19 protein-coding genes are annotated in these 18,550 nt (G+C 65.3%); 9 read left to right on the plus strand and 10 right to left on the minus strand.

Features of this window, described 5'->3' with window-relative positions:
- Positions 1-18 precede the first annotated feature (18 nt).
- A complete protein-coding gene (locus DFR52_RS22460) occupies positions 19-795 on the minus strand; it encodes a sulfite exporter TauE/SafE family protein (protein ID WP_110034306.1) in 777 nt (258 codons plus the stop codon).
- 97 nt (positions 796-892) lie between these two features.
- Between DFR52_RS22460 and DFR52_RS22465 the strand changes: the two genes are divergently transcribed.
- The 6 genes from DFR52_RS22465 to DFR52_RS22490 all read left to right on the plus strand — a co-directional run bounded on the left by DFR52_RS22465 (position 893) and on the right by DFR52_RS22490 (position 6,534).
- Positions 893-1,546 (plus strand): thiamine phosphate synthase, encoded by a 654-nt coding sequence (locus DFR52_RS22465; protein WP_110034307.1) that lies wholly within the window; start codon positions 893-895, stop codon positions 1,544-1,546.
- Positions 1,547-1,632: 86 nt separating this feature from the next.
- Entirely contained in the window at positions 1,633-2,667 is a 1,035-nt protein-coding gene (locus DFR52_RS22470) for a tetratricopeptide repeat protein (protein WP_425351248.1), read from the plus strand.
- Between the two features lie 245 nt (positions 2,668-2,912).
- Positions 2,913-3,476 (plus strand): elongation factor P, encoded by a 564-nt coding sequence (gene efp, locus DFR52_RS22475; RefSeq protein WP_110034309.1) that lies wholly within the window; start codon positions 2,913-2,915, stop codon positions 3,474-3,476.
- 102 nt (positions 3,477-3,578) lie between these two features.
- Complete coding sequence (locus DFR52_RS22480) at positions 3,579-4,379, plus strand: inositol monophosphatase family protein (protein WP_110034310.1); 801 nt, start codon at positions 3,579-3,581, stop codon at positions 4,377-4,379.
- 97 nt (positions 4,380-4,476) lie between these two features.
- Positions 4,477-5,499: a flagellar motor protein MotA gene (locus DFR52_RS22485; RefSeq protein ID WP_170132333.1), complete on the plus strand. Its 1,023-nt coding sequence runs from the start codon at positions 4,477-4,479 to the stop codon at positions 5,497-5,499.
- 3 nt (positions 5,500-5,502) lie between these two features.
- A complete protein-coding gene (locus DFR52_RS22490) occupies positions 5,503-6,534 on the plus strand; it encodes a peptidoglycan -binding protein (protein WP_110034312.1) in 1,032 nt (343 codons plus the stop codon).
- A 23-nt stretch (positions 6,535-6,557) separates the two neighbouring features.
- Here the strand turns inward: DFR52_RS22490 and DFR52_RS22495 are convergent, their stop codons facing one another.
- The 3 genes from DFR52_RS22495 to DFR52_RS22505 all read right to left on the minus strand — a co-directional run bounded on the left by DFR52_RS22495 (position 6,558) and on the right by DFR52_RS22505 (position 10,293).
- Positions 6,558-7,370, minus strand: a complete 813-nt coding sequence (locus DFR52_RS22495) for a phosphate/phosphite/phosphonate ABC transporter substrate-binding protein (RefSeq protein ID WP_110034313.1) — start codon at positions 7,368-7,370, stop codon at positions 6,558-6,560.
- Positions 7,367-8,170 (minus strand): fatty acid desaturase, encoded by an 804-nt coding sequence (locus tag DFR52_RS22500; protein WP_210205897.1) that lies wholly within the window; start codon positions 8,168-8,170, stop codon positions 7,367-7,369. Before DFR52_RS22500 ends, DFR52_RS22495 begins: the two co-directional genes overlap by 4 nt.
- Positions 8,171-8,487: 317 nt before the next feature.
- A complete protein-coding gene (locus DFR52_RS22505) occupies positions 8,488-10,293 on the minus strand; it encodes an ABC transporter transmembrane domain-containing protein (protein ID WP_110034315.1) in 1,806 nt (601 codons plus the stop codon).
- A gap of 195 nt (positions 10,294-10,488) precedes the next feature.
- Between DFR52_RS22505 and rpmE the strand changes: the two genes are divergently transcribed.
- The gene (rpmE, locus tag DFR52_RS22510) at positions 10,489-10,713 is read left to right on the plus strand and encodes a 50S ribosomal protein L31 (protein WP_110034316.1); all 225 of its coding nucleotides are present in this window, start codon (positions 10,489-10,491) and stop codon (positions 10,711-10,713) included.
- Between the two features lie 268 nt (positions 10,714-10,981).
- Here the strand turns inward: rpmE and rcdA are convergent, their stop codons facing one another.
- Both rcdA and DFR52_RS22520 read right to left on the minus strand, forming a co-directional pair.
- Entirely contained in the window at positions 10,982-11,500 is a 519-nt protein-coding gene (gene rcdA / locus DFR52_RS22515) for a protease adaptor protein RcdA (protein ID WP_110034317.1), read from the minus strand.
- Between the two features lie 380 nt (positions 11,501-11,880).
- Positions 11,881-12,072: a DUF1192 domain-containing protein gene (locus DFR52_RS22520; protein ID WP_110034318.1), complete on the minus strand. Its 192-nt coding sequence runs from the start codon at positions 12,070-12,072 to the stop codon at positions 11,881-11,883.
- A gap of 138 nt (positions 12,073-12,210) precedes the next feature.
- On the opposite strand from DFR52_RS22520, the gene DFR52_RS22525 reads away from it, so the two are divergent.
- On the plus strand, positions 12,211-13,191 hold the full coding sequence (locus DFR52_RS22525; RefSeq protein WP_110034319.1) for an NAD(P)H-quinone oxidoreductase: 981 nt from the start codon (positions 12,211-12,213) through the stop codon (positions 13,189-13,191).
- 9 nt (positions 13,192-13,200) lie between these two features.
- Here DFR52_RS22525 and DFR52_RS22530 read toward each other — a convergent pair whose 3' ends face one another.
- Positions 13,201-14,442: an MFS transporter gene (locus DFR52_RS22530; RefSeq protein ID WP_110034320.1), complete on the minus strand. Its 1,242-nt coding sequence runs from the start codon at positions 14,440-14,442 to the stop codon at positions 13,201-13,203.
- A 212-nt stretch (positions 14,443-14,654) separates the two neighbouring features.
- Between DFR52_RS22530 and DFR52_RS24645 the strand changes: the two genes are divergently transcribed.
- Positions 14,655-14,813 carry a hypothetical protein gene (locus tag DFR52_RS24645; RefSeq protein ID WP_170132334.1) on the plus strand — a complete coding sequence of 53 codons (159 nt, stop codon included), beginning with the start codon at positions 14,655-14,657 and terminating at the stop codon, positions 14,811-14,813.
- Here DFR52_RS24645 and DFR52_RS22535 read toward each other — a convergent pair.
- The 3 genes from DFR52_RS22535 to DFR52_RS22545 form a co-directional block, all read right to left on the minus strand.
- Positions 14,770-15,513 (minus strand): SGNH/GDSL hydrolase family protein, encoded by a 744-nt coding sequence (locus DFR52_RS22535; protein WP_110034321.1) that lies wholly within the window; start codon positions 15,511-15,513, stop codon positions 14,770-14,772. The two genes, DFR52_RS24645 and DFR52_RS22535, sit on opposite strands and share 44 nt — an antisense overlap.
- 117 nt (positions 15,514-15,630) lie before the next feature.
- Positions 15,631-16,524 carry a fructose bisphosphate aldolase gene (locus tag DFR52_RS22540; RefSeq protein ID WP_110034322.1) on the minus strand — a complete coding sequence of 298 codons (894 nt, stop codon included), beginning with the start codon at positions 16,522-16,524 and terminating at the stop codon, positions 15,631-15,633.
- Positions 16,525-16,805: 281 nt separating this feature from the next.
- Complete coding sequence (locus tag DFR52_RS22545) at positions 16,806-18,002, minus strand: phosphoglycerate kinase (protein WP_110034323.1); 1,197 nt, start codon at positions 18,000-18,002, stop codon at positions 16,806-16,808.
- Positions 18,003-18,550: the final 548 nt, after the last annotated feature.

Genomic DNA, 18,550 nt, shown 5'->3' on the forward strand with positions numbered 1-18,550 from the left:
CACCGCCGGCGGCCGATGTCATCCCATCATGACGTGCCGCAGTCCGTCACCGATCAGCTTGAGTGCGGTGAGTAGCACCATTCCATACATGAAGGGATAGAAGATCTCCGGCTTCATGCGCCTGACGATGAAGGCGCCGGCCAGCGTCGCCACGGGCGCAATCGGCGCCAGGGCCAGAGACGTCTTCAGATTGGCGGCATCGAACTGGCCCAGCATGAAATAGGGTGCCAGCTTGAGCGCGTTGACGACGGTGAAGTAGCGCACGCTGGTACCGGTGTAGGTCTTCGGGTCCTGCCTGAGCGGCAGGGCGTAGATCTGGTAGGGCGGGCCGCCGGCATGGGAGACGAAGCTGGTGAATCCCGACAGGGTCCCCCAGATCAGGCCGCGCACCGGCTGATGGCCGCGCGGCGGCGCTTCGCCGGCGCCCCGCGCCAGATAGCGCTGCGCGACGTAGCGCCAGACGAACCAGAGGGCGACGGCGCCGACGATGAGCTTGATCAGGTCCGCGGTCACCAGGCTCGCGGTGGCCCAGCCGATGCCGATGCCGACAACCGCGCCCGGCAGCATGATCCTGAGGGTCCGGGCATCGGAATGGGAGCGCCAGCTCCACAGGCTGACCATGTCCATAAGCACCAGAATCGGCAGCATGATCGCGGCTGCCTGGACCGGCGGAATGGCAAGCGCCATCAGCGGAACGCCCAGCAGGGCCATGGCGCCGCCGAAACCGCCCTTTGACAAACCGACCAGAATGACAGCAGGAATGGCGACAACATAGAACAGCGGGTCGGTCATCATGGGGTGGTTGATCCTAATGTGGAGCCGGTCTATCCCGTTTCCATTGTATTGGCCATATCTCGGCAATCGCGCCCGGCCCCAGATCACAGGATCAACCATGAGCACCCATCAGAACCGTTGCCGCCTGGTGCTGATCGCCCCGGATATCGCCGATGCGGACCAACTGGCAGGCATCCTGAAGGCGGCCCTTGCCGGCGGCGATGTGGCGACCGTCATCCTGGCGCAGCGCAAGATGGACGAGCAGAGCTTCCAGAAGGCCTGCGAGGCGGCCATGCCGGTGATCCATGCCGCGGGTGCCGCCGTGCTGGTGGCCGGGGATTCGCGCATTGTCGGACGCGTGCGCGCCGACGGGCTGCATGTCGAGGGCAATGCCGCCGCTGTCGCCGAAGCCGTCGAGCGCTATGCGCCGGGCATCATGGTCGGCGGCGGCAATGCGCGCGACCGGCATACGGCGCTGGCGATCGGTGAATCCCAGCCCGACTATGTCTTCTTCGGCGGTCTCGACGGCGACATCAAGCCGGAGCCGCATTCCAAGAATCTGGCCCTGGCCGAATGGTGGGCGGACATCATCGCCATACCCTGCGTGCTGATGGGTGGCTCGGATCCGTCGCATGCGCTGGAGATGGCGGAAACCGGCGCAGAGTTCATCGCCTTCGGCAAGGCGGTCTTCGACACGCCCGAGGAGGCGGGCCGTATCGTCGCCGAAATAAACGCGGCGCTTGACGAAAAAGCGCCACGGTTCGACCGATAATGCGCCCAATGACTGAGCCTCTTCCCATGTGTCCCGCCGTCCTGCGACGTCTCGTCCCGCTGCTGCTGGCGATGGTGCTGGCGGGCATGGGCGGACCGACGGCGCTGGCCCAGACGACGCCCGTGATCGGCGCCGAAGCCGCCGCCAGGCTTGGGGCCGCGGCCGAGGCAGCTGTGGGCGAAGCTCCCGCGGCCGGCGGCGAGGGCCAGGCGCAGGCGGCACCGGCAGCCGGTGAGCCGCAGGCCGCCGCCATCGCCCCGGACGATTCCGCCGGGCAGGGCGACATCGACGCGACCACCCGCGCCTATGGAGCGTTTCAGCGCGGCTACTATCTGACGGCGATGGACCTGGCGCTGGGCAGGGCGCAACTCGGCGACCCGGTCGCGCAGACCCTGGTAGCGGAGCTGTTCGCCGAGGGACTGGGCGTGGCCCGGGACATGGACGACGCCGCCTTCTGGTACAAGCAGGCGGCCGAGGCCGGCGATGCGGCCGCGCAGTTCAAGTATGCCATCATGCTGCTCGAGGGCAAATATGTTCCGCGCGACTCCGCCAGGTCGGCCGAGCTGATGACCAAGGCGGCCGATGCCGGCAATGCGTTCGCGCAGTTCAATCACGCCCAGAGCCTGGTGGCCGCCAAGCCCGGACCGAACGGCATCAGGCAGGCATTGCCCTATTTCGAGAAATCGGCCGAGCAGGGCGTGGCCGACGCCCAGTACGCGCTGGCGCTGATCTACAACAACACCGACGGCATTCCCGAGGACAAGCGGGCGGCGGCGCGTGATTGGCTCGCAAAGGCCGCGCGCGCCGGCTACGATACGGCGCAACTCGACCTTGCCATCTGGCTTATCGACGGCATCGGCGGGGCCAAGGATTACGAACAGGGGTTCCGCTGGATGCAGGTGGCGGCCGCGGGCGGCAATGTGGTGGCGCAGAACCGGCTGGCCGTGCTCTACATCAATGCCATCGGGACCCGCGGCGATCCGGTCACGGCGGCCAAGTGGTACATCGTCTCCAAGCGGGCCGGATACAATGACCGCGACCTTGACGATTTCTATCAGGGACTGACCAGCGAAGAGCAGAAGGCCGCCATCGATGCGGCCAACAAGTTCACGCCGCAGTGATTTCGTCGCTCTGCGCGGCGTCCTGCGCATCGGGCAGATCGCGTGAATCCGGATTCGCGCTATGTGCTCTTGCTCCCGAAATTGTGCATGTTGTGATCGCGAAACCGCTGCACAGTTAACGGCGACATGCATTAGGCTGCCTCACAAACCGCGGCGAGACTTGAAAACCTGCCGCTTTTGTGGTCTTGAGGCCGCCAGCGGGAGCCTGACGTGTTCCCATCCCAAAGCTTCAGCGGAAAGCTCCCATGAAAATCAACGGAAATGAAATTCGCCCCGGCAACGTGCTCGAACACAATGGCGGCCTCTGGGCAGTGATCAAGACCCAGGCCGTCAAGCCCGGCAAGGGCGGCGCCTTCAACCAGGTCGAGCTCAAGAACCTGATCGACGGCACCAAGCTCAACGAACGGTTCCGCTCCTCGGAGACGGTGGAGCGCATCCGCCTCGAGCAGAAGGACTTCCAGTTCCTGTACGAACAGGGAGAGGCTCTGGTCTTCATGGACACCGAAAGCTACGAACAGCTCGAACTGCAGAAGGATTTCGTCGGCGACCGCCGCGCCTTCCTGCAGGACGGAATGATGGTGACGGTGGAGTTGTACGAAGAGCGGCCGATCGGCATCGCGCTGCCCGACTACGTGACGCTGACGATCTCCGAAGCGGACCCGGTGGTCAAGGGCCAGACGGCGGCCTCGTCCTACAAGCCCGCGATCCTGGAGAACGGCGTGCGGATCCTGGTGCCTCCCTTCGTCTCGGCCGGCGAGCGCGTGATCGTCGACACCAACGAACTGACCTATCTGCGCCGCGCGGAATAGGATCGGACTGATCGATCCGGGCAGGATAGCGGTCCTGCCCGACCTTATTCAGACTAGACCGGATCGAGCGACATCCCTCTCCGGCGTTCAAGGAAAATCGCCATGGCGCGTTCGGCCCTACTCAATGTGATGGTGCAGTCTGCGCTGAAAGCCGGCCGTTCTCTGGCGCGCGATTTCGGCGAGGTGCAGAACCTGCAGGTGTCGATGAAGGGGCCTGCGGATTTCGTCAGCCAGGCCGACCTCAAGGCCGAGGAGATCATTCGCACGGAACTGATGCGGGCGCGGCCGACCTACGGCTTTCTTGGCGAGGAGAGCGCAGAGATCATCGGCTCGGACGGGGCGCACCGCTGGATCGTCGATCCCCTCGACGGCACGACCAATTTCCTGCACGGCATTCCGCAGTTCGCCGTCTCCGTGGCGCTTGAGCGCAACAATGAACTCGTCGCCGGCGTCATCTACAACCCGGCCAGCGACGAACTGTTCACCGCAGAACGCGGCGGCGGTGCCTTCCTCAACGATCGCCGGCTGCGCGTGGCGGCGCGGAAGGCAATTTCGGACGCCGTCATCGGCACCGGCGTGCCGCATCTCGGTCATGGCCATCACGGCACCTATCTGGTGGAACTGCGCAATGTCATGGGCGAATGCGCCGGCGTGCGGCGGATGGGTGCGGCGGCACTGGATCTGGCCTATGTGGCCGCGGGTCGTTTCGACGGTTTCTGGGAACGCCCGCTGCAGCCCTGGGACATGGCCGCCGGAATCGTGCTGATCCGGGAGGCAGGCGGCTACGTGTCGGACATGGCGGGCGGCACGCAGATGCTCGAGACCAAGTCGATCGCGGCCGGCAACGAGCAGATTCTCAAGGGCCTGATGGAACTGCTGCAGCGGCCGATCAAGCCGGCCTGATCAAGACGTCGAAATTTCGCCGCAAGTCATCGCTTTCAATTGCGTACCGGTTTCGGGTAGTCTCCGCGCAGACCCGATGATTTGGAACGGAACAAGCATGGCAAAACTGACATTGTCTGGGTGGGGAATCTCGGAAGACGGAAGCGGAGCCGATCCCCACAAGCTGTCGAGCCCGCTGGTTTTCTTCTGGAGCATGCTGATCTTCCTGATCATCACCGGCTTCATCGCCGCCATCCTGTACCGGCAGATCCACACCGCCTTCATCTCCAATCCCGGCCTCAACGGGCTTATCCTGGGCGTTCTGGCCGTCGGCATCCTGCTGGTGTTCACCCAGGTCATCCGGCTCCGGCCGGAAGTCCGATGGGTCAATTCGTTCCGCGCCGCCGGCAATGCCGACAAGGTCGGTCGCGAGCCGGTCCTGCTGGCGCCGATGCGGGCGCTGATCGGCAAACGCCAGGAAATGGCGCTGTCGACCTCGTCGCTGCGCTCGATCCTTGATTCGATCGCCATGCGGCTTGACGAATCCCGGGACACCTCGCGCTACCTTATCGGGCTGCTGGTTTTTCTGGGCCTGCTCGGCACCTTCTGGGGATTGCTGGGCACGATCAGTTCGATCAATGCGGTCATCCAGTCGCTCGATCCGGGAACGGGCGGCACCGAGGACGTGCTCTCGACGCTGAAGAGCGGCCTGTCGGCGCCGCTGGCCGGCATGGGCACGGCCTTTTCGTCATCGCTGTTCGGTCTCTCCGGATCGCTGGTGCTCGGCTTTCTGGACCTGCAGGCCGGCAAGGCGCAGAACCGCTTCTACACTGAACTTGAAAACTGGCTGTCCACCGTCACGGACGTGGATTCCGACGTGGGCGCTGCGGGCGTGTCGGATGGCACCAGCGAGGAAATCAGGCTGATGTCGGAGAGGATGCGGACGCTGGCGCAGGATGGCGGCGCAACACAGCGCACCACCCAGGCGATGGCCAATCTGGCGGAAGGAATCCAGGGCCTGGTCAAGAACATGCGCAACGAACAACAGATGCTGCGCGACTGGATCGAGGCCCAGCAGGTGGAGGCCAAATCGCTGCGCGAAACGCTCGACAAGCTTTCCGACTCCGTGGGAAAGCACTGAGGAATGGCGCTGGCACGAAACCGCCGCAGGGAACGCGGTATCGATTACTGGCCCGGCTTCGTCGATGCGTTGTCGACGCTGTTGCTGGCGATCATGTTCCTGCTCACCGTGTTCGTGCTGGCGCAGTTCTTCCTCAGCCGTGAAATCAGCGGCCGTGACGAGGTCCTCAACCGGCTCAACGGCCAGATCAACGAGCTGACACAGCTGCTGGCGCTGGAGCGGTCGGGCAAGCAGGATCTCGAGGATACGCTGGCAAATCTGCAGGCCTCGCTGTCGGATTCCGAAACCGAGCGCTCGCGTCTGCAGGAACTCTTGTCCAGCGGCTCCGGCGCGACCGAGGCGGCGCAGTCGAAGATCGGCGAATTGTCGGATTCGCTCGACACCGAGCGGCAGGTTTCGAGACGGGCCTTGAGCCAGGTCGAACTTCTCAACCAGCAGATCGCCGCGCTGCGCAGCCAGCTGGCTTCCCTGGAAGGCGCGCTGGAACTCTCCGAGAGCAAGGACACCGAAGCCCAGGCCAGGATCGCCGATCTCGGCAAACGCCTCAATGTGGCGCTCGCCCAGCGGGTCCAGGAACTCAACCGCTACCGGTCGGATTTCTTTGGCAGGCTGCGTGAAATTCTGTCCGGCCGCGAAGACGTCCGCGTCGTCGGCGACCGCTTCGTGTTCCAGTCCGAGGTGTTGTTTCCCTCGGGCGGCAATGTGCTCAATCCGGCCGGCCAGACGGCCATGACGCAGCTGGCGACGGCGATCAAGGAACTGGCGCGCGAAATTCCCGACGAGATCAACTGGGTGCTGCGTGTCGACGGCCACACCGACAATGTGCCGTTGTCGGGAAGCGGCCGCTATGCGGACAACTGGGAACTGTCGACGGCGCGCGCCACGTCGGTGGTCAAGTATCTGATCTCGGAAGGCGTGCCCGCCAATCGTCTGGTCGCCGCAGGTTTCGGCGAGTTCCAGCCGATCGCCGAGGGCGACAGCGACGAGGCGCGCGCCACCAACCGCCGCATCGAACTCAAGCTCACCGAACGCTGATCCTTCCGATGCGCCGGCGTCTATCAGTCGGGCAGGCCCGGCAGGGCGCGGCGCGGATCGAAAGCGGCCGCGAGCGGACGGTAGTCGTCCGGCGTCGCCTCCTCGAAGCCGGTGAGCAGCAGTGCGTCGCGGTCTGCCGCGGGCAGGGCTGCGATGGCGGTTCGCCAGGCCTCGGCCATCGCCCGGACGTGGCCGGCGCGGGAGAGCCTGGTGATCACCGGCAGGGCCGCAGTCTCCGGCGTGCGGGCGAACACCGCCAGGCCGGATGTCGCCGGCTCGTGGCGAAGCGCCAGTTGCCATGTCACCGCATCGATGGCGGCCCAGTCGGCGCGACCCTCTGCCACGGCGCGGATGGATGCGCGGTGGGCGCCGGTTTCCAGGGGCTCGGGGAGCGACCGCACCCCTTCCGCGATCATCATCCGCAGCGCCGAGGCATAACCGGACTGGGAGTTGCGCGCATTGTAGGCGAGGCGCCGGTCTGTCACGTCCGCAAGAGAGCTGATGCCTTCTCCCGAGCGCGTCACCAGCACGCTGAAATAGCGGCCCGGTGCGGCGCCGGTGGCCGCATGGGACGGAACTCCGACCAGCGCCACCTCGCCCATCAGCGCCGTGGCGTAGGGCCGGCCGCAGGTCTGCGACATCAGCAGGTCCGGATGGAGCCATTCGGCTTCGGGATCGGAGTCGCGGCTGAGCCGGGGCGGCGCGTCGATGCCGCGGTCGCGCAGATAATAGCCGATTGCCTGCCAAAGCCGGTCATTGGCGTCCTGAAGCTCCGGCCAGTCGTACATCGGCAGCGAGGCACGCAGCGGCGGCGCCTCGGGGCTGCGGCGGCTCACGGCTGGTCGCGGCGGCGGCGCAGCCTGGCTCGGTCGAGAGGCCAGGCAACCGGCTCCTTCGGGGTGAGCGCGTAGCGGCGGAAGACCTCGAAATAGCTGCGGAACCTATAGCCGCCGTTCATCCGCATGAAGCGGTCGCGGTTGAGCTGGAAGAAGGCGGGCAGCCGGTACCAGGCGAGCGACGGATAGGCATGGTGGACGGAATGCAGGTTGTTGTTGAGGAACAGCATCGCCAGCGGACCGCGGGTCTCGATGATCACCGAGCGCGCATTGGTCTTGTCGACCGCCTGGTGCTCGAGGAAGGAGCGGACCATCAACAGGCCCATGCCGAAATAGGCGGCCATGAAATAGCCCGCGGCGCTGAGGCTGCCGAAGCGGCTGATCAGGACCAGGATCAGGCTGACGCCGGCCAGGTGGCGCACCCAGATGCCGCCGAGTTGCCTGTCGCCGGCGCGGATCTTGCTCCATTCGGCGCGCGCGAAGCCGATGGTGGCCAGCGCCGGGCCCAGGGTGACGCGGCCGACAAGCGTGTTGTTGAGCGTCAGCAGCGCCTTGAGCCAGGCGGATTTCCGGTTCCAGACCTCGGGATCCAGATAGTAGCTCTCCGGATCGTCATAGGGGTCGGTGATGGTCTCGTTGATGTGGTGCGCCAGGTGGCAGGCCTTGAAACGCTGGTAAGGCACCAGGATGCCGATGGGCGGCGTCATCATCAGATCGTTGAGCATCTGGTTGCGGAACGGATGACCGTGCAGGACTTCATGCTGCAGCGACGAGTGAAGGGTGATGACCGGTATCAGCAAAAGAACCTGTGCAGCAAACGGAAGGTCGCGCAGACCAAACGTCAAGGCCAACCACACAGCATAACAAACGCCCGCCAGAAGCAGGGTTCGCCACTCCGCGTTATCTCGCATTGTGTGAACTTCCCAGAAGCGACTGCGATGCGCGCGCCTCAAGGTTCCCGTCCCGGCGTCGCACCCAGTCTCTTACTTTTGAATAGCCTGATTTGCGCCGGATCACAAGATTGTGACAATGGGTGTCAGCATCGTTTGCCAAATTATTTTGCAGATACAAGCCGCCGGCCCGGCCGTCGCAGCCGGGCGGATCCGGCGCGAGGCGGCTATTTCGCCATGCCGAGCGACAGCGCCTCGGCGCCGAGTTCGAACTGCAGCCGCGCCAGTTTCGCATAAAGGCCGTTCCTGGCGACCAGGGAGGCGTGCGTGCCTTCCTCGACGATGGCGCCCTTGTCCATGACCAGGATGCGGTCGGCCTTCAGCACGGTGGCCAGCCGGTGGGCGATGACGATGGTGGTGCGGTCGGTCATCAGCCCCTCGAGCGCCTTCTGCACCAGCGTCTCGTTTTCCGCGTCGAGCGCCGACGTGGCTTCATCGAGCAGCAGGATCGGCGCGTCGCGCAGGATGGCGCGGGCGATTGCCACGCGCTGGCGCTGGCCGCCCGAGAGGGTGACGCCGCGCTCGCCGACGGCGGTGTCGTAGCCGTGGTCGAGAGCCAGGATGAAGTCGTGGGCCTGCGCGGCCCGGGCGGCCGCCTCGATTTCGGCCCGGGTGGCGCCGATACGGCCATAGGCGATGTTGTCGCCGACGCTGCCTGCGAAGATGGTCACGTCCTGCGGCACCACCGCGATGCGGGCGCGCACCTCCGACGGATCGGCCTTGCGCACATCGATCCCATCGACCAGCACATGGCCGGACCCGGCGTCATAGAACCGGAGGATGAGCGCGAACAGGGTGCTCTTGCCGGCGCCTGACGGGCCGACAATGGCCACCGTTTCGCCCGGGCGGACGTGAAAATCCAGATTCCGCAGGGTCGGCATCTCCGGCCGCGCCGGATAGGAGAAGCGGACATGATCGAAGCGGATATCGCCGCGCGGCGGCAGCGGCATCGCCACGGGGCTGGCAGGCGCGCGGATCTGCGGCACCTCGTCGAGGAGCTCGCCCAGCCGCTCGGCGGCGCCTGCGGCCTGGGACAGCTCACCCCACACCTCGGAGAGGGCTCCCAGGCTGCCGGCGGCAAACACGGAATAGAGCAGGAACTGCCCCAGCCGTCCCGGCGACAGGTCGCCGGTCAGAACCGACTGGGCGCCGTACCAGAGCACCGCAACCACGCTGCCGAACGCCATGGCGATGGCAAAGCCGGTCAGGATCGACCGGGCAAGGATCGAACTGCGGGCCGCGTCGAAGGCCGCGTCGACGGCATGGGAGAAGCGCGACCGGGCGGCCTTCTCGGTGTTGAAGGCCTGCAGCGTGCGGGTTGCGGCGATCGCCTCGCCGGCAAATGTCATGGCCTCGGCCAGGGTGTCCTGGGCCAGGCGGGAGCGGCGGCGCACCTTGCGGCCGAAGCCCACCATCGGGAAGACGATCAGCGGGATGGCGGCCAGCACCAGTCCCGAGAGCTTCGGAGAGGTGATGAACATCATCACCCCGGCGCCCAGGCAGAGAATGAGATTGCGCAGCGCAACCGAAGTGGTGGCGCCGACAGCCGACTTGATCTGCGTGGTGTCGGCGGTCAGCCGCGAAATGATCTCGCCCGACCTGTTGGCGTCATAGAACGAAGCGGACAGGCCGGTGACATGGGCGAAGACATCCCGCCTGATGTCGGCGACGACCCGTTCGCCAAGCGTGATGACGAAATAGTAGCGGCAGGCGCTGGCCACGGCCAGAATGGCTGCGATGGCGAACAGCATCGAGAAATAGGTGTTGATGAAGCCCGCGTCCTGGCCGGAAAATCCGTTGTCGATCATGCGCCTGACGGCGGTCGGCAGCGTCAGAGTTGTGACGGCTGCCAGCGACAGAAACACGACGGCGCCGATGACCAGATGCGGATAGCGCCTGACATAGGGGATCAGCCGCTTGAGGGGACGCACCGACCTGGATGTCGGGACCGGCTCTTCAATGATATCGGGCACTCGATCTCCTGGCAAAATGGTTCGTCGGGCCGCGCAAAATCCGATGCGGCCCTTGTTATCACGAAAGCCATCCTGTATAGGCTCGCCATCGAATTGGGAAGCCGTGGCCCACCCGGACTACGGCTTCTATCATGCGTCAGGCCAAATTGCCGCAGTTCATTGCAGTGCATGGGCCATAACCGTCAGGACAGACCGATGAAGGCAGACATCCATCCCGACTACCACATGATCAAAGTGGTCATGACCGATGGTACCGAATACGTGACCCAGTCGACCTGGGGTTCGGAAGGCGAAACCATGAACCTGGAAATCGACCCCAAGTCGCATCCGGCATGGACCGGCGGCAACCAGCACATGCTGGACCGCGGCGGCCGCCTTTCGAAGTTCAAGAAGCGTTTCGAAGGCCTCAGCCTCTCCTGATCGGATCTGCATCGCACAGGAAAACCCGCGCACGTCGCGGGTTTTTCCGTTTGACGGCACCGGATGCCGACGATGGGGGAGAGCGGCCGTCGGCAAATGCTCGGTCCGCGGCCCGTGCATCGAGCACCCCCGACATGTCCGGGCATCCCCCGACTCATCGATGCCCAGCGCACAACGAAAATCCGGCACATCGCTGGGACATGCCGGACAAGTCATCCTGACAACCGTCATCTGTCGTCTGCGGGGGCCGGCAGTCCCGGCACCCGGTTCAGCGCTTGCCGAAGACCGTCTGCAGCAACTGCTGCTGGGCCTGGACGGCGTTCTCGTTGTCGGGCTTGATGCTGGCGCTTTCGTCCGGGCGGTAGATTTCGCGGTCCAGAATGGCGACACGGTTCTGCAGCCGAAGCGAACGCTCGACCAGGTCGCGGAAGGCTTCCGGCAGATCCGTCCAGCCGGCAGCGGACCGGTCGCAGTTGAAGCCGTCGAGGCGGACCTTGTTCTTCTCCGCCATCACCTGGTCGCGGCTCATCTCGCCATTGTTGACGGCGCGCTGCAACAGCAGCCAGGATGCCATCTGCATGAGGCGGGTGGTCAGGCGCATGGATTCGGCGGCATAGAGCACGGCGGCCATCCGCGGCAGCGTCTTGGACACGGTGCGGCCGGTGGAGTCGAGATAGCTCGCGGTTTCCTCCACCAGCCCCATGCCCTCGGCATACAAGGCCTTGAACTGGCCCGAATTGGCCATGTGATCGGCGAGGCTGATGGTGTTGCGCTTGGTCTCAGACATGGGCCGGGATCCTGATTACGAAATACATTCTTGAACCGAAACTGCATAGGGGCTCTGGCGCCGTATTGCCATTTCACATTGGCTCGCCAGGCAGCGAGCAGCAAGTGTATTCTTAAAAAAGGGTTAATGCCAAGGGGGACTGCAAGCTTTGGATCGACACAGGCCGGCAAACGGTTGCCACCGGGTCCGAACTTTCGACATCCGGAACAAAAAAAGAGCCGCGGAGGCGGCTCTCAAGAGTTTAACAGGGAGGCGTAAAACAGAATGACAAGGGGTCAATCTGCGAATCCAGATCAACTGGATATCCCAGATTAGGACGCGAATGCTTAATCAATGGTTAATAAAGCCAGGAAAGACTACAGGAAATCGCCCGATTTCCTCTATTTCTGCCTGAAAAAGCCTTCAGCAGCGCCCCGGCTGGCCGTCTTGGCCTGCCGCTCGGAGTCCAGTCGCTCGATCTCCACCTTCAGCAGATCGATCCGCTGTGACAGTTCGCCTGCCGACAGCAGGGTCAGATCGCAGCCGATCTCGTGCACTGGTTTCGGCTTCGGCCGGTCATCATCAAACAGCATCGTCATCTCCCGTCGCTCGAGCATTGCCGACAGCTTACCCCGACCTTATGTGTTGGCAAAGCCCGGCGGTCCTGCCGGGGTCCGGCCGGCTGCCGGCCCTTGCGCCGGTTCGGCGCGACACCATGAGAGGATTCAGTCATGCGCGCGATCGAAATCAGGGAGCCGGGCGGGCCGGAAGTGCTGGCGGTGGTGGACCGTCCGATGCCCGAGGCGAAGCCGGGCGACTTGCTGGTCCGGGTCAGGGCTGCGGGCGTGAACCGTCCGGATTGCCTGCAGCGGCAGGGGTTCTATCCGCCTCCGCCGGGCGCCTCCGACATCCCGGGGCTGGAGATCGCCGGCGAGGTGGTTGGCCTCGGCAGCCGCGTCAGCGGCTTTTCGATCGGTGATCTGGTCTGCGGGCTGGTGCCGGGCGGGGGCTATGCCGAATACTGCGTGCTGGACCAGGGCAGTGCGCTGCCGGTCCCCGGCGGCCTGACGATGAACGAAGCGGCCGCAGTTCCGGAAACCTTCTTCACCGTCTGGCACAATGTGTTCCAGCGGGGCGGACTGAAGTCCGGCGAGAGCTTTCTGGTGCACGGCGGCACCTCGGGAATCGGCACCACGGCAATCCAGCTGGCAAAGAGCTTCGGGGCCAGAGTGCTTGCCACCGCGGGTTCGGACGCGAAATGCGAGGCGATGCGGGCGCTGGGCGCCGATGTGGTGATCAACTACCGGGACCAGGATTTCGTCGCCGCGGTCGGGGACGCAACCGACGGCGCCGGCGTGAACCTGATCCTCGACATGGTCGGAGGCGACTACGTCAACCGGAACTACCAGGCAGCTTCCATCGACGGGCGGATCGTGCAGATCGCCTTTCTGACCGGGCGAAAGACGGAGGTGGATCTGTCCCTGCTGATGACCAAGCGGCTGACCCACACCGGCTCGACGCTCAGAGCGCGCAGTCCCGACTTCAAGGCCGGGATTGCCGCCGAATTGCGCAGCCGCGTCTGGCCGCTGTTCAAGGACCGCAAGATCCTGCCGGTGATGGATTCGATCTATTCGCTCGACCAGGGGCCGGCGGCGCATTCGCGCATCGAGGATGGCGCCCATATCGGAAAGATCGTCATCGAGGTCGGCTGACCGGCCGGGTCAGCCGTCGCTGCTGGCGCGCGGGTCCAGTTCGATGGAGGCCGGCGTCGCGTTGCGCGATCCCGGCACGGACGAGAAGACCTCGCGTTCGCCGATGGGAACGGCGGCGCGACGGCGCGAGCGGAACACGGCGTAGCCGGCCACGCCCAGATGGGCGATCGCCGTGATGGCGAAGAGCCGATAGGGATGGTCGCCCGCCATGGCCAGGCCGCCGAGCGTCGGTCCGATGATGGTGCCGATGCCGTAAAGCAGCAGCAGGCCGCTGGAGATCGTCACGAACTGATCGGAGGCGGCAAAGTCGTTGGCGTGGGCCACGACGATGGAATAGAGCGTGTAGGACATGGCGCCGTACAGCGCGATCAGCCCGAAGAGGATGCCGATGTCGGACGGCGCGCCGATCAGGATGGCAAGGCCGGCGAAGCCGGCTATGGCGGCCAGGGCGGCGAGAACGTAGCGCCGGTCCATGCGGTCGGACATGCGCCCGGCCGGCAATTGCATCAGCGCGCCGGAAAAGATCGTCACCGACATCATCACGGCGATGGTTCCCGTCGCCAGTCCCACCTTGTTGGCGAAGACCGGCGCCAGGGTCCCGAAGGCGCCGTTGGCAATCCCGATGAGCAGCATGCCGATGAACGAGACCGGCGAATTGCGGTAGATCGCCTTGAGGTCGGGCCTGATTTCCTTGAGCGGCGCCGGACTCGAGGCGGTCGATACGGCGGTCGGAAGCAGCGCGAGGCAATATAGAACCCCCGACGCCATGAACAGCATGGGCGTGGTGATGTCGCCGAAGACGATGCTCATCTGGCCGAAGACAATGGCCACATAGGTGACCGTCATGTAGAGCGAGAAGATGATGCCGCGGGTCTCGTTGGTGGCGCGCTCGTTGAGCCAGCTCTCGATGATCATGAAGGCCGCAGCGATCGAGAATCCGGTGATGACGCGCAGGACGATCCAGGCCCAGGGATCGATGATCATGCCGGTGAGCAGCGCGATGATGGCGATCATCGCCGCGAAGGCGGAGAAGGCGCGGACATGGCCGATGCGGCGCACGAGGCGCTGCGAAAACAGGCAGCCGAGGACGAAACCCGTTGCCCAGGCCGTGCCGAGCAGGCCCAGTTCGTTGGACGAGAATCCTTCCTCGGATCCCCGCATCGGCAGAAGCAGGCCGTGCAGGCCGTTGCCGGCGAGGAGAAATGCCGTGCCGAGAAGCAGGGCGATGATCGGGAGGAGATTTCGGCGCATGGGCTCATTTTCTGACGGTGGATATGTGAGCCTAACCGGAAACACCCAGCGCGACAAAGAGAAGATGGCGGTAGGCGGCAAATAGGGCGACAACAGGGCTGGCCGCGGCCCGATCACTCCGGTAATGCAGGGCGGTCCGCCACGCGGAGATTGCCGCGATCCGGGTGCGGCGATCGCGACTTCAGGCGGCTTGTTGAACGGGTGGTGCGCGCATGGTCAAGCTATTGGGGCTTCTGGTGGTGATCACCATGGTCCTGCACCTGATCAAGCCCATCGGCCTGCCGGGCCTGAGGCGCCGTCGCGACGCCTGGAAGATCGCCATGATCCTCATCGTGTCGATGATGGTGGCGGTGGTGGTGCGTCCAGGATGATCGCCCCGACATGGTCGGCCCAGTGGGCGTAGCCGGGCGCATCGGCATGAAATCCGTCGCTGGCAAAGCCCAGCGTGCCGTTGAGCGGAAGCGGTTCGGCGGCAATCGCATGGCGTTCGGCGCAGAGCGCCAGTCCCGTGGCGTTGATGATCCGGGCGCGCAGCGACAGGATGAAGGCCAGCGCCGGCGGCAGGGCGGGCACACGCCGCATGTCGACGATCGGGGACCAGATGATGGTCGCCTCCGGCCAGCGCGCATGGGTGGCATAGAGCAGTCCCCCGAAACCCCGCTTGAACTGCGACTTGGTCCGGAAGTTCTTCATGTCGTTGGTGCCGACGGCGAGCACCACATGGGTGAAACCCCGTTCCTCGATGTGGGGAAGTACGTGGTCGCGGACCTGCGCGGCGATGGCCGAGTTGGCCCCGGCATTGCGCCAGCCGACACTGTCGCCGGTGCGGGCGTGAATGTGGCGGGCCAGTCCGGGCCCGAGCGTGTCCTCGACCCGCCCGGCGCCGACGCCGGCCGCCGACGAATCACCGAGAACCAGGATGTTCCACGCCGGCGGGCCGCTGCCGATCTGTCCGGAATGGCGGCCGCGCGGCGGCGGCAGGCGCTTCGTCCTGCGGCGCACGCCAACGGCCTGGATGGCGGCGACGGGCAGCAGCAGCCAGCTGAGCAGGGAGGCGGAAAAGAGGTTCATGGCGCCTGTCTTAGCTCCGGTCTGAAACATCACGCCTTAGACTATACGATCACCATGAAAAGCAACCCGCCGCATTGCCGCGGCGGGTTGAACGAAGGCGGTTTCGGCGATGTCCGCTCAGCGTGCGCGGCACGCCTCGAAGATGCTGTCGATCGTCGCCGCAAGCGTCGCGTCGAATTCGGCATCGCTCTGGTCGTGCGACAGGCCCTCGGTCAGGGCACGCGAGAACGAGGCGATAACACCGTCATTGATGCGGAGCAGGCTGTTGGCCTCATCGCGCGAATAGCCGCCCGATAGGGCCACCACGCGCATGATGCGCGGATCGTCGACCAGCGGCTTGTAGAGATTGGCGACCGTCGGCAGCGACAGCTTGACCATGATCCGCTGGCCGGCGGGCGCCGCGTCGAGGTGGCGGCGGATCGCCGCCAGCAGCAGCTCTTCGGCTTCGGCCTTGTCGGTGATCCGGATGTTCACTTCCGGCTCCAGGATCGGCATCAGCCCATGCCCGAGGATCTGTCGTCCGATCTCGAACTGCTGGGCGACGATCGCCTCGATCCCGTCCTTGTCGGCGACATTGATCACCGAGCGCATCTTGGTGCCGAAGATGTTCCTGGCGACAGCCCGTTCGAGCAACCCATCGAGGCCGCCCATCGGCTTCATCAGCTGCACGCCCTGCTCTTCCGCCATCAGGCCCTGGTCGACCTTCAGAAACGGCACGATGCCGCGCTTGGTCCAGAGATAGTCGGCGGTCGGCATGCCGTCGATCTCGCCATCCATGGTGCGTTCGAACAGGATCGCGCCGATCACCTTCGCGCCGGTGAAGGCAGGGGACTTGATGATGCGGGCGCGCATGGCGTGGATGGCGGCGAACATCTCCGCGTCATTGGAATAGGCATCCTCCGACACGCCGTAGAGTTTCAGCGCCTTGGGCGTCGAGCCGCCCGACTGGTCGAGGGCGGCGATGAAGCCGTCCTTGTTCGTCATCTGTTGCGCCATGGTCGCGTTCATCATGCCTTCACCTCGGTTTGCTGCATCCTGGGGCTGCTTTAACAGATGCTGCAGCGCAATGAGAATAGGGCCAAGCGGCTTGAATCGATTGAAAAAAATTCAATCGTTTGAATGCGCGTCGGTGTCCGCGGCGACTTTAGGACCGGCTTTGGCGCATCCGGCGATCGGAGCGGCGCGGGCCCCGCGCGAGCTGATGACCGCGCGGGACGCCGTTGATGTGGTGACTGGCGCAACGATCCCGACGCGGGCACACGGACGGTTCTCCTCGCCGGATCCGGCCGGGATCACCCCTTGAGCGCGTCGACGCCCGGCAGCGGCTTGCCTTCCATCCATTCGAGGAATGCACCGCCGGCAGTGGAGACATAGGTGAAATCATCGGCGACGCCGGCATGGTTGAGGGCGGAGACGGTGTCGCCGCCGCCCGCCACCGAGACCAGCAGGCCCTCGCCGGTGCGCAGGGCAGCGTGGCGGGCGGCGGCCACCGTGGCGCGGTCGAACGGGCTGATCTCGAAGGCGCCGAGCGGCCCGTTCCAGACCAGCGTGTCGGCCTTGGAAATCCAGGCATTGACCGATTCGATCGACTTCGGCCCGACATCGAGCATCATCGCGTCGGCCGGGATGGCGTCGACGTCGATGGTCTCGTTCTCCGCGTCGGCCTTGAACTCGCGGGCCACGACGCCGTCGACCGGCAGCACGATGGCGCAGCCCGACGCCAGGGCGGCGGCCTCGATCTCGCGGACGGTGCCGGCCAGGTCATGCTCGCACAACGACCTGCCGACATCGATGCCGCGGGCGGCCAGGAAGGTGTTGGCCATGCCGCCGCCGATGACCAGCGCATCGACCTTGCCGACGAGGTTCTTCAAGAGGTCGATCTTGGAGGAGACCTTTGCACCGCCGACAATGGCCACGACAGGACGGGCGGGATTGCCCAGCCCCTTCTCGAGCGCCACCAGTTCCGCCTGCATGGTCCGCCCGGCATAGGCCGGCAGCAGGCGGGCGAGCCCCTCGGTGGAGGCATGGGCGCGGTGTGCCGCCGAGAAGGCGTCGTTGACATAGATGTCGCCATTGGCGGCAAGCGCGCTTGCGAAGGCCGGATCGTTGGACTCCTCGCCGGCATGGAAGCGCGTGTTCTCCAGCACCAGGATGTCGCCGTCGACCATTGCGTCCACGGCGGCCTTCGCCGCCTCTCCGACGCAGTCGGCGGCGAAATGCACGCGGTGATCGAGAACGGCTTCCACAGTGCCGACGATGGGCCGCAGCGACATGCCTTCGGTGGGCTTGCCCTTGGGCCGGCCGAAATGCGCCAGCAGGATGACGCGGGCGCCCTTGCCGGACAGTTCCTGCAGGGTGGGGGCAACGCGCTCGATCCGGGTCGCGTCGGTGACCTTGCCATCCTTGACGGGGACGTTGAGGTCGACCCGGACCAGCACGCGCTTGCCCGAGAGGTCGCCGAGGTCGTCGAGTGTCTTGAATGCCGGCATTGTCGTTTCCATTCGTCGGGGTGAAGTCTGCAGCGGATTTTCCGGGACCTTACACCGCTCGTTTTCGGGTGCAAGGCGCACATCGGCAGTTTTTGGGCGTGTGCGGGTGTGCCGGCAGTCTGGCTTCGGCTGGCGCCGCGGCTGGGGAGGCAGGCCCATTCTCCCCCTTGCGGGGGAGATGTCGGCGCCAGCCGACAGGGGGGGGCGGGTTCAACAGTGTCGGATGGCGAAGTGTTCGTGGTCGCTTACCCCCCTCTGTCACCTTCGGTGACGGGGCGAGCCACGGGTCTCGCCCGTCCTGCGGACCCCGCCACATGGGGGGAGAATGGCATCGTGCGCGCGGCCCCGCCCACGCCGAAAATCCGCGCATGGCTCGGGCCATCGACGGTCTGGGCATTCAATGCTTCCCTCCGCCGAGGCGGACGGAATGCGGGGCGCGCGGGACCAGCCCGCAATGGTGTAACCGGGGATGGAATTGGCATGGTCGCCCACGCCCCGCCGGTGTCGGACCCGATGCCTTCCGGACACCGGGCACTCCAGATCGACGC

Origin of the sequence: Hoeflea marina, from assembly GCF_003182275.1 — a bacterium.
GTDB classification, from domain to species: domain Bacteria; phylum Pseudomonadota; class Alphaproteobacteria; order Rhizobiales; family Rhizobiaceae; genus Hoeflea; species Hoeflea marina.

Bases quoted from the DNA above. Each gene is read 5' to 3' on its own strand.
- DFR52_RS22460 (WP_110034306.1), bottom strand. From the start codon at position 795: ATGATGACCGACCCGCTGTTCTATGTTGTCGCCATTCCTGCTGTCATT.
- DFR52_RS22465 (WP_110034307.1), top strand. From the start codon at position 893: ATGAGCACCCATCAGAACCGTTGCCGCCTGGTGCTGATCGCCCCGGAT.
- DFR52_RS22470 (WP_425351248.1), top strand. From the start codon at position 1,633: ATGGGCGGACCGACGGCGCTGGCCCAGACGACGCCCGTGATCGGCGCC.
- efp (WP_110034309.1), top strand. From the start codon at position 2,913: ATGAAAATCAACGGAAATGAAATTCGCCCCGGCAACGTGCTCGAACAC.
- DFR52_RS22480 (WP_110034310.1), top strand. From the start codon at position 3,579: ATGGCGCGTTCGGCCCTACTCAATGTGATGGTGCAGTCTGCGCTGAAA.
- DFR52_RS22485 (WP_170132333.1), top strand. From the start codon at position 4,477: ATGGCAAAACTGACATTGTCTGGGTGGGGAATCTCGGAAGACGGAAGC.
- DFR52_RS22490 (WP_110034312.1), top strand. From the start codon at position 5,503: ATGGCGCTGGCACGAAACCGCCGCAGGGAACGCGGTATCGATTACTGG.
- rpmE (WP_110034316.1), top strand. From the start codon at position 10,489: ATGAAGGCAGACATCCATCCCGACTACCACATGATCAAAGTGGTCATG.
- rcdA (WP_110034317.1), bottom strand. From the start codon at position 11,500: ATGTCTGAGACCAAGCGCAACACCATCAGCCTCGCCGATCACATGGCC.
- DFR52_RS22520 (WP_110034318.1), bottom strand. From the start codon at position 12,072: ATGCTGTTTGATGATGACCGGCCGAAGCCGAAACCAGTGCACGAGATC.
- DFR52_RS22525 (WP_110034319.1), top strand. From the start codon at position 12,211: ATGCGCGCGATCGAAATCAGGGAGCCGGGCGGGCCGGAAGTGCTGGCG.
- DFR52_RS22530 (WP_110034320.1), bottom strand. From the start codon at position 14,442: ATGCGCCGAAATCTCCTCCCGATCATCGCCCTGCTTCTCGGCACGGCA.
- DFR52_RS24645 (WP_170132334.1), top strand. From the start codon at position 14,655: ATGGTCAAGCTATTGGGGCTTCTGGTGGTGATCACCATGGTCCTGCAC.
- DFR52_RS22535 (WP_110034321.1), bottom strand. From the start codon at position 15,513: ATGAACCTCTTTTCCGCCTCCCTGCTCAGCTGGCTGCTGCTGCCCGTC.
- DFR52_RS22540 (WP_110034322.1), bottom strand. From the start codon at position 16,524: ATGATGAACGCGACCATGGCGCAACAGATGACGAACAAGGACGGCTTC.
- DFR52_RS22545 (WP_110034323.1), bottom strand. From the start codon at position 18,002: ATGCCGGCATTCAAGACACTCGACGACCTCGGCGACCTCTCGGGCAAG.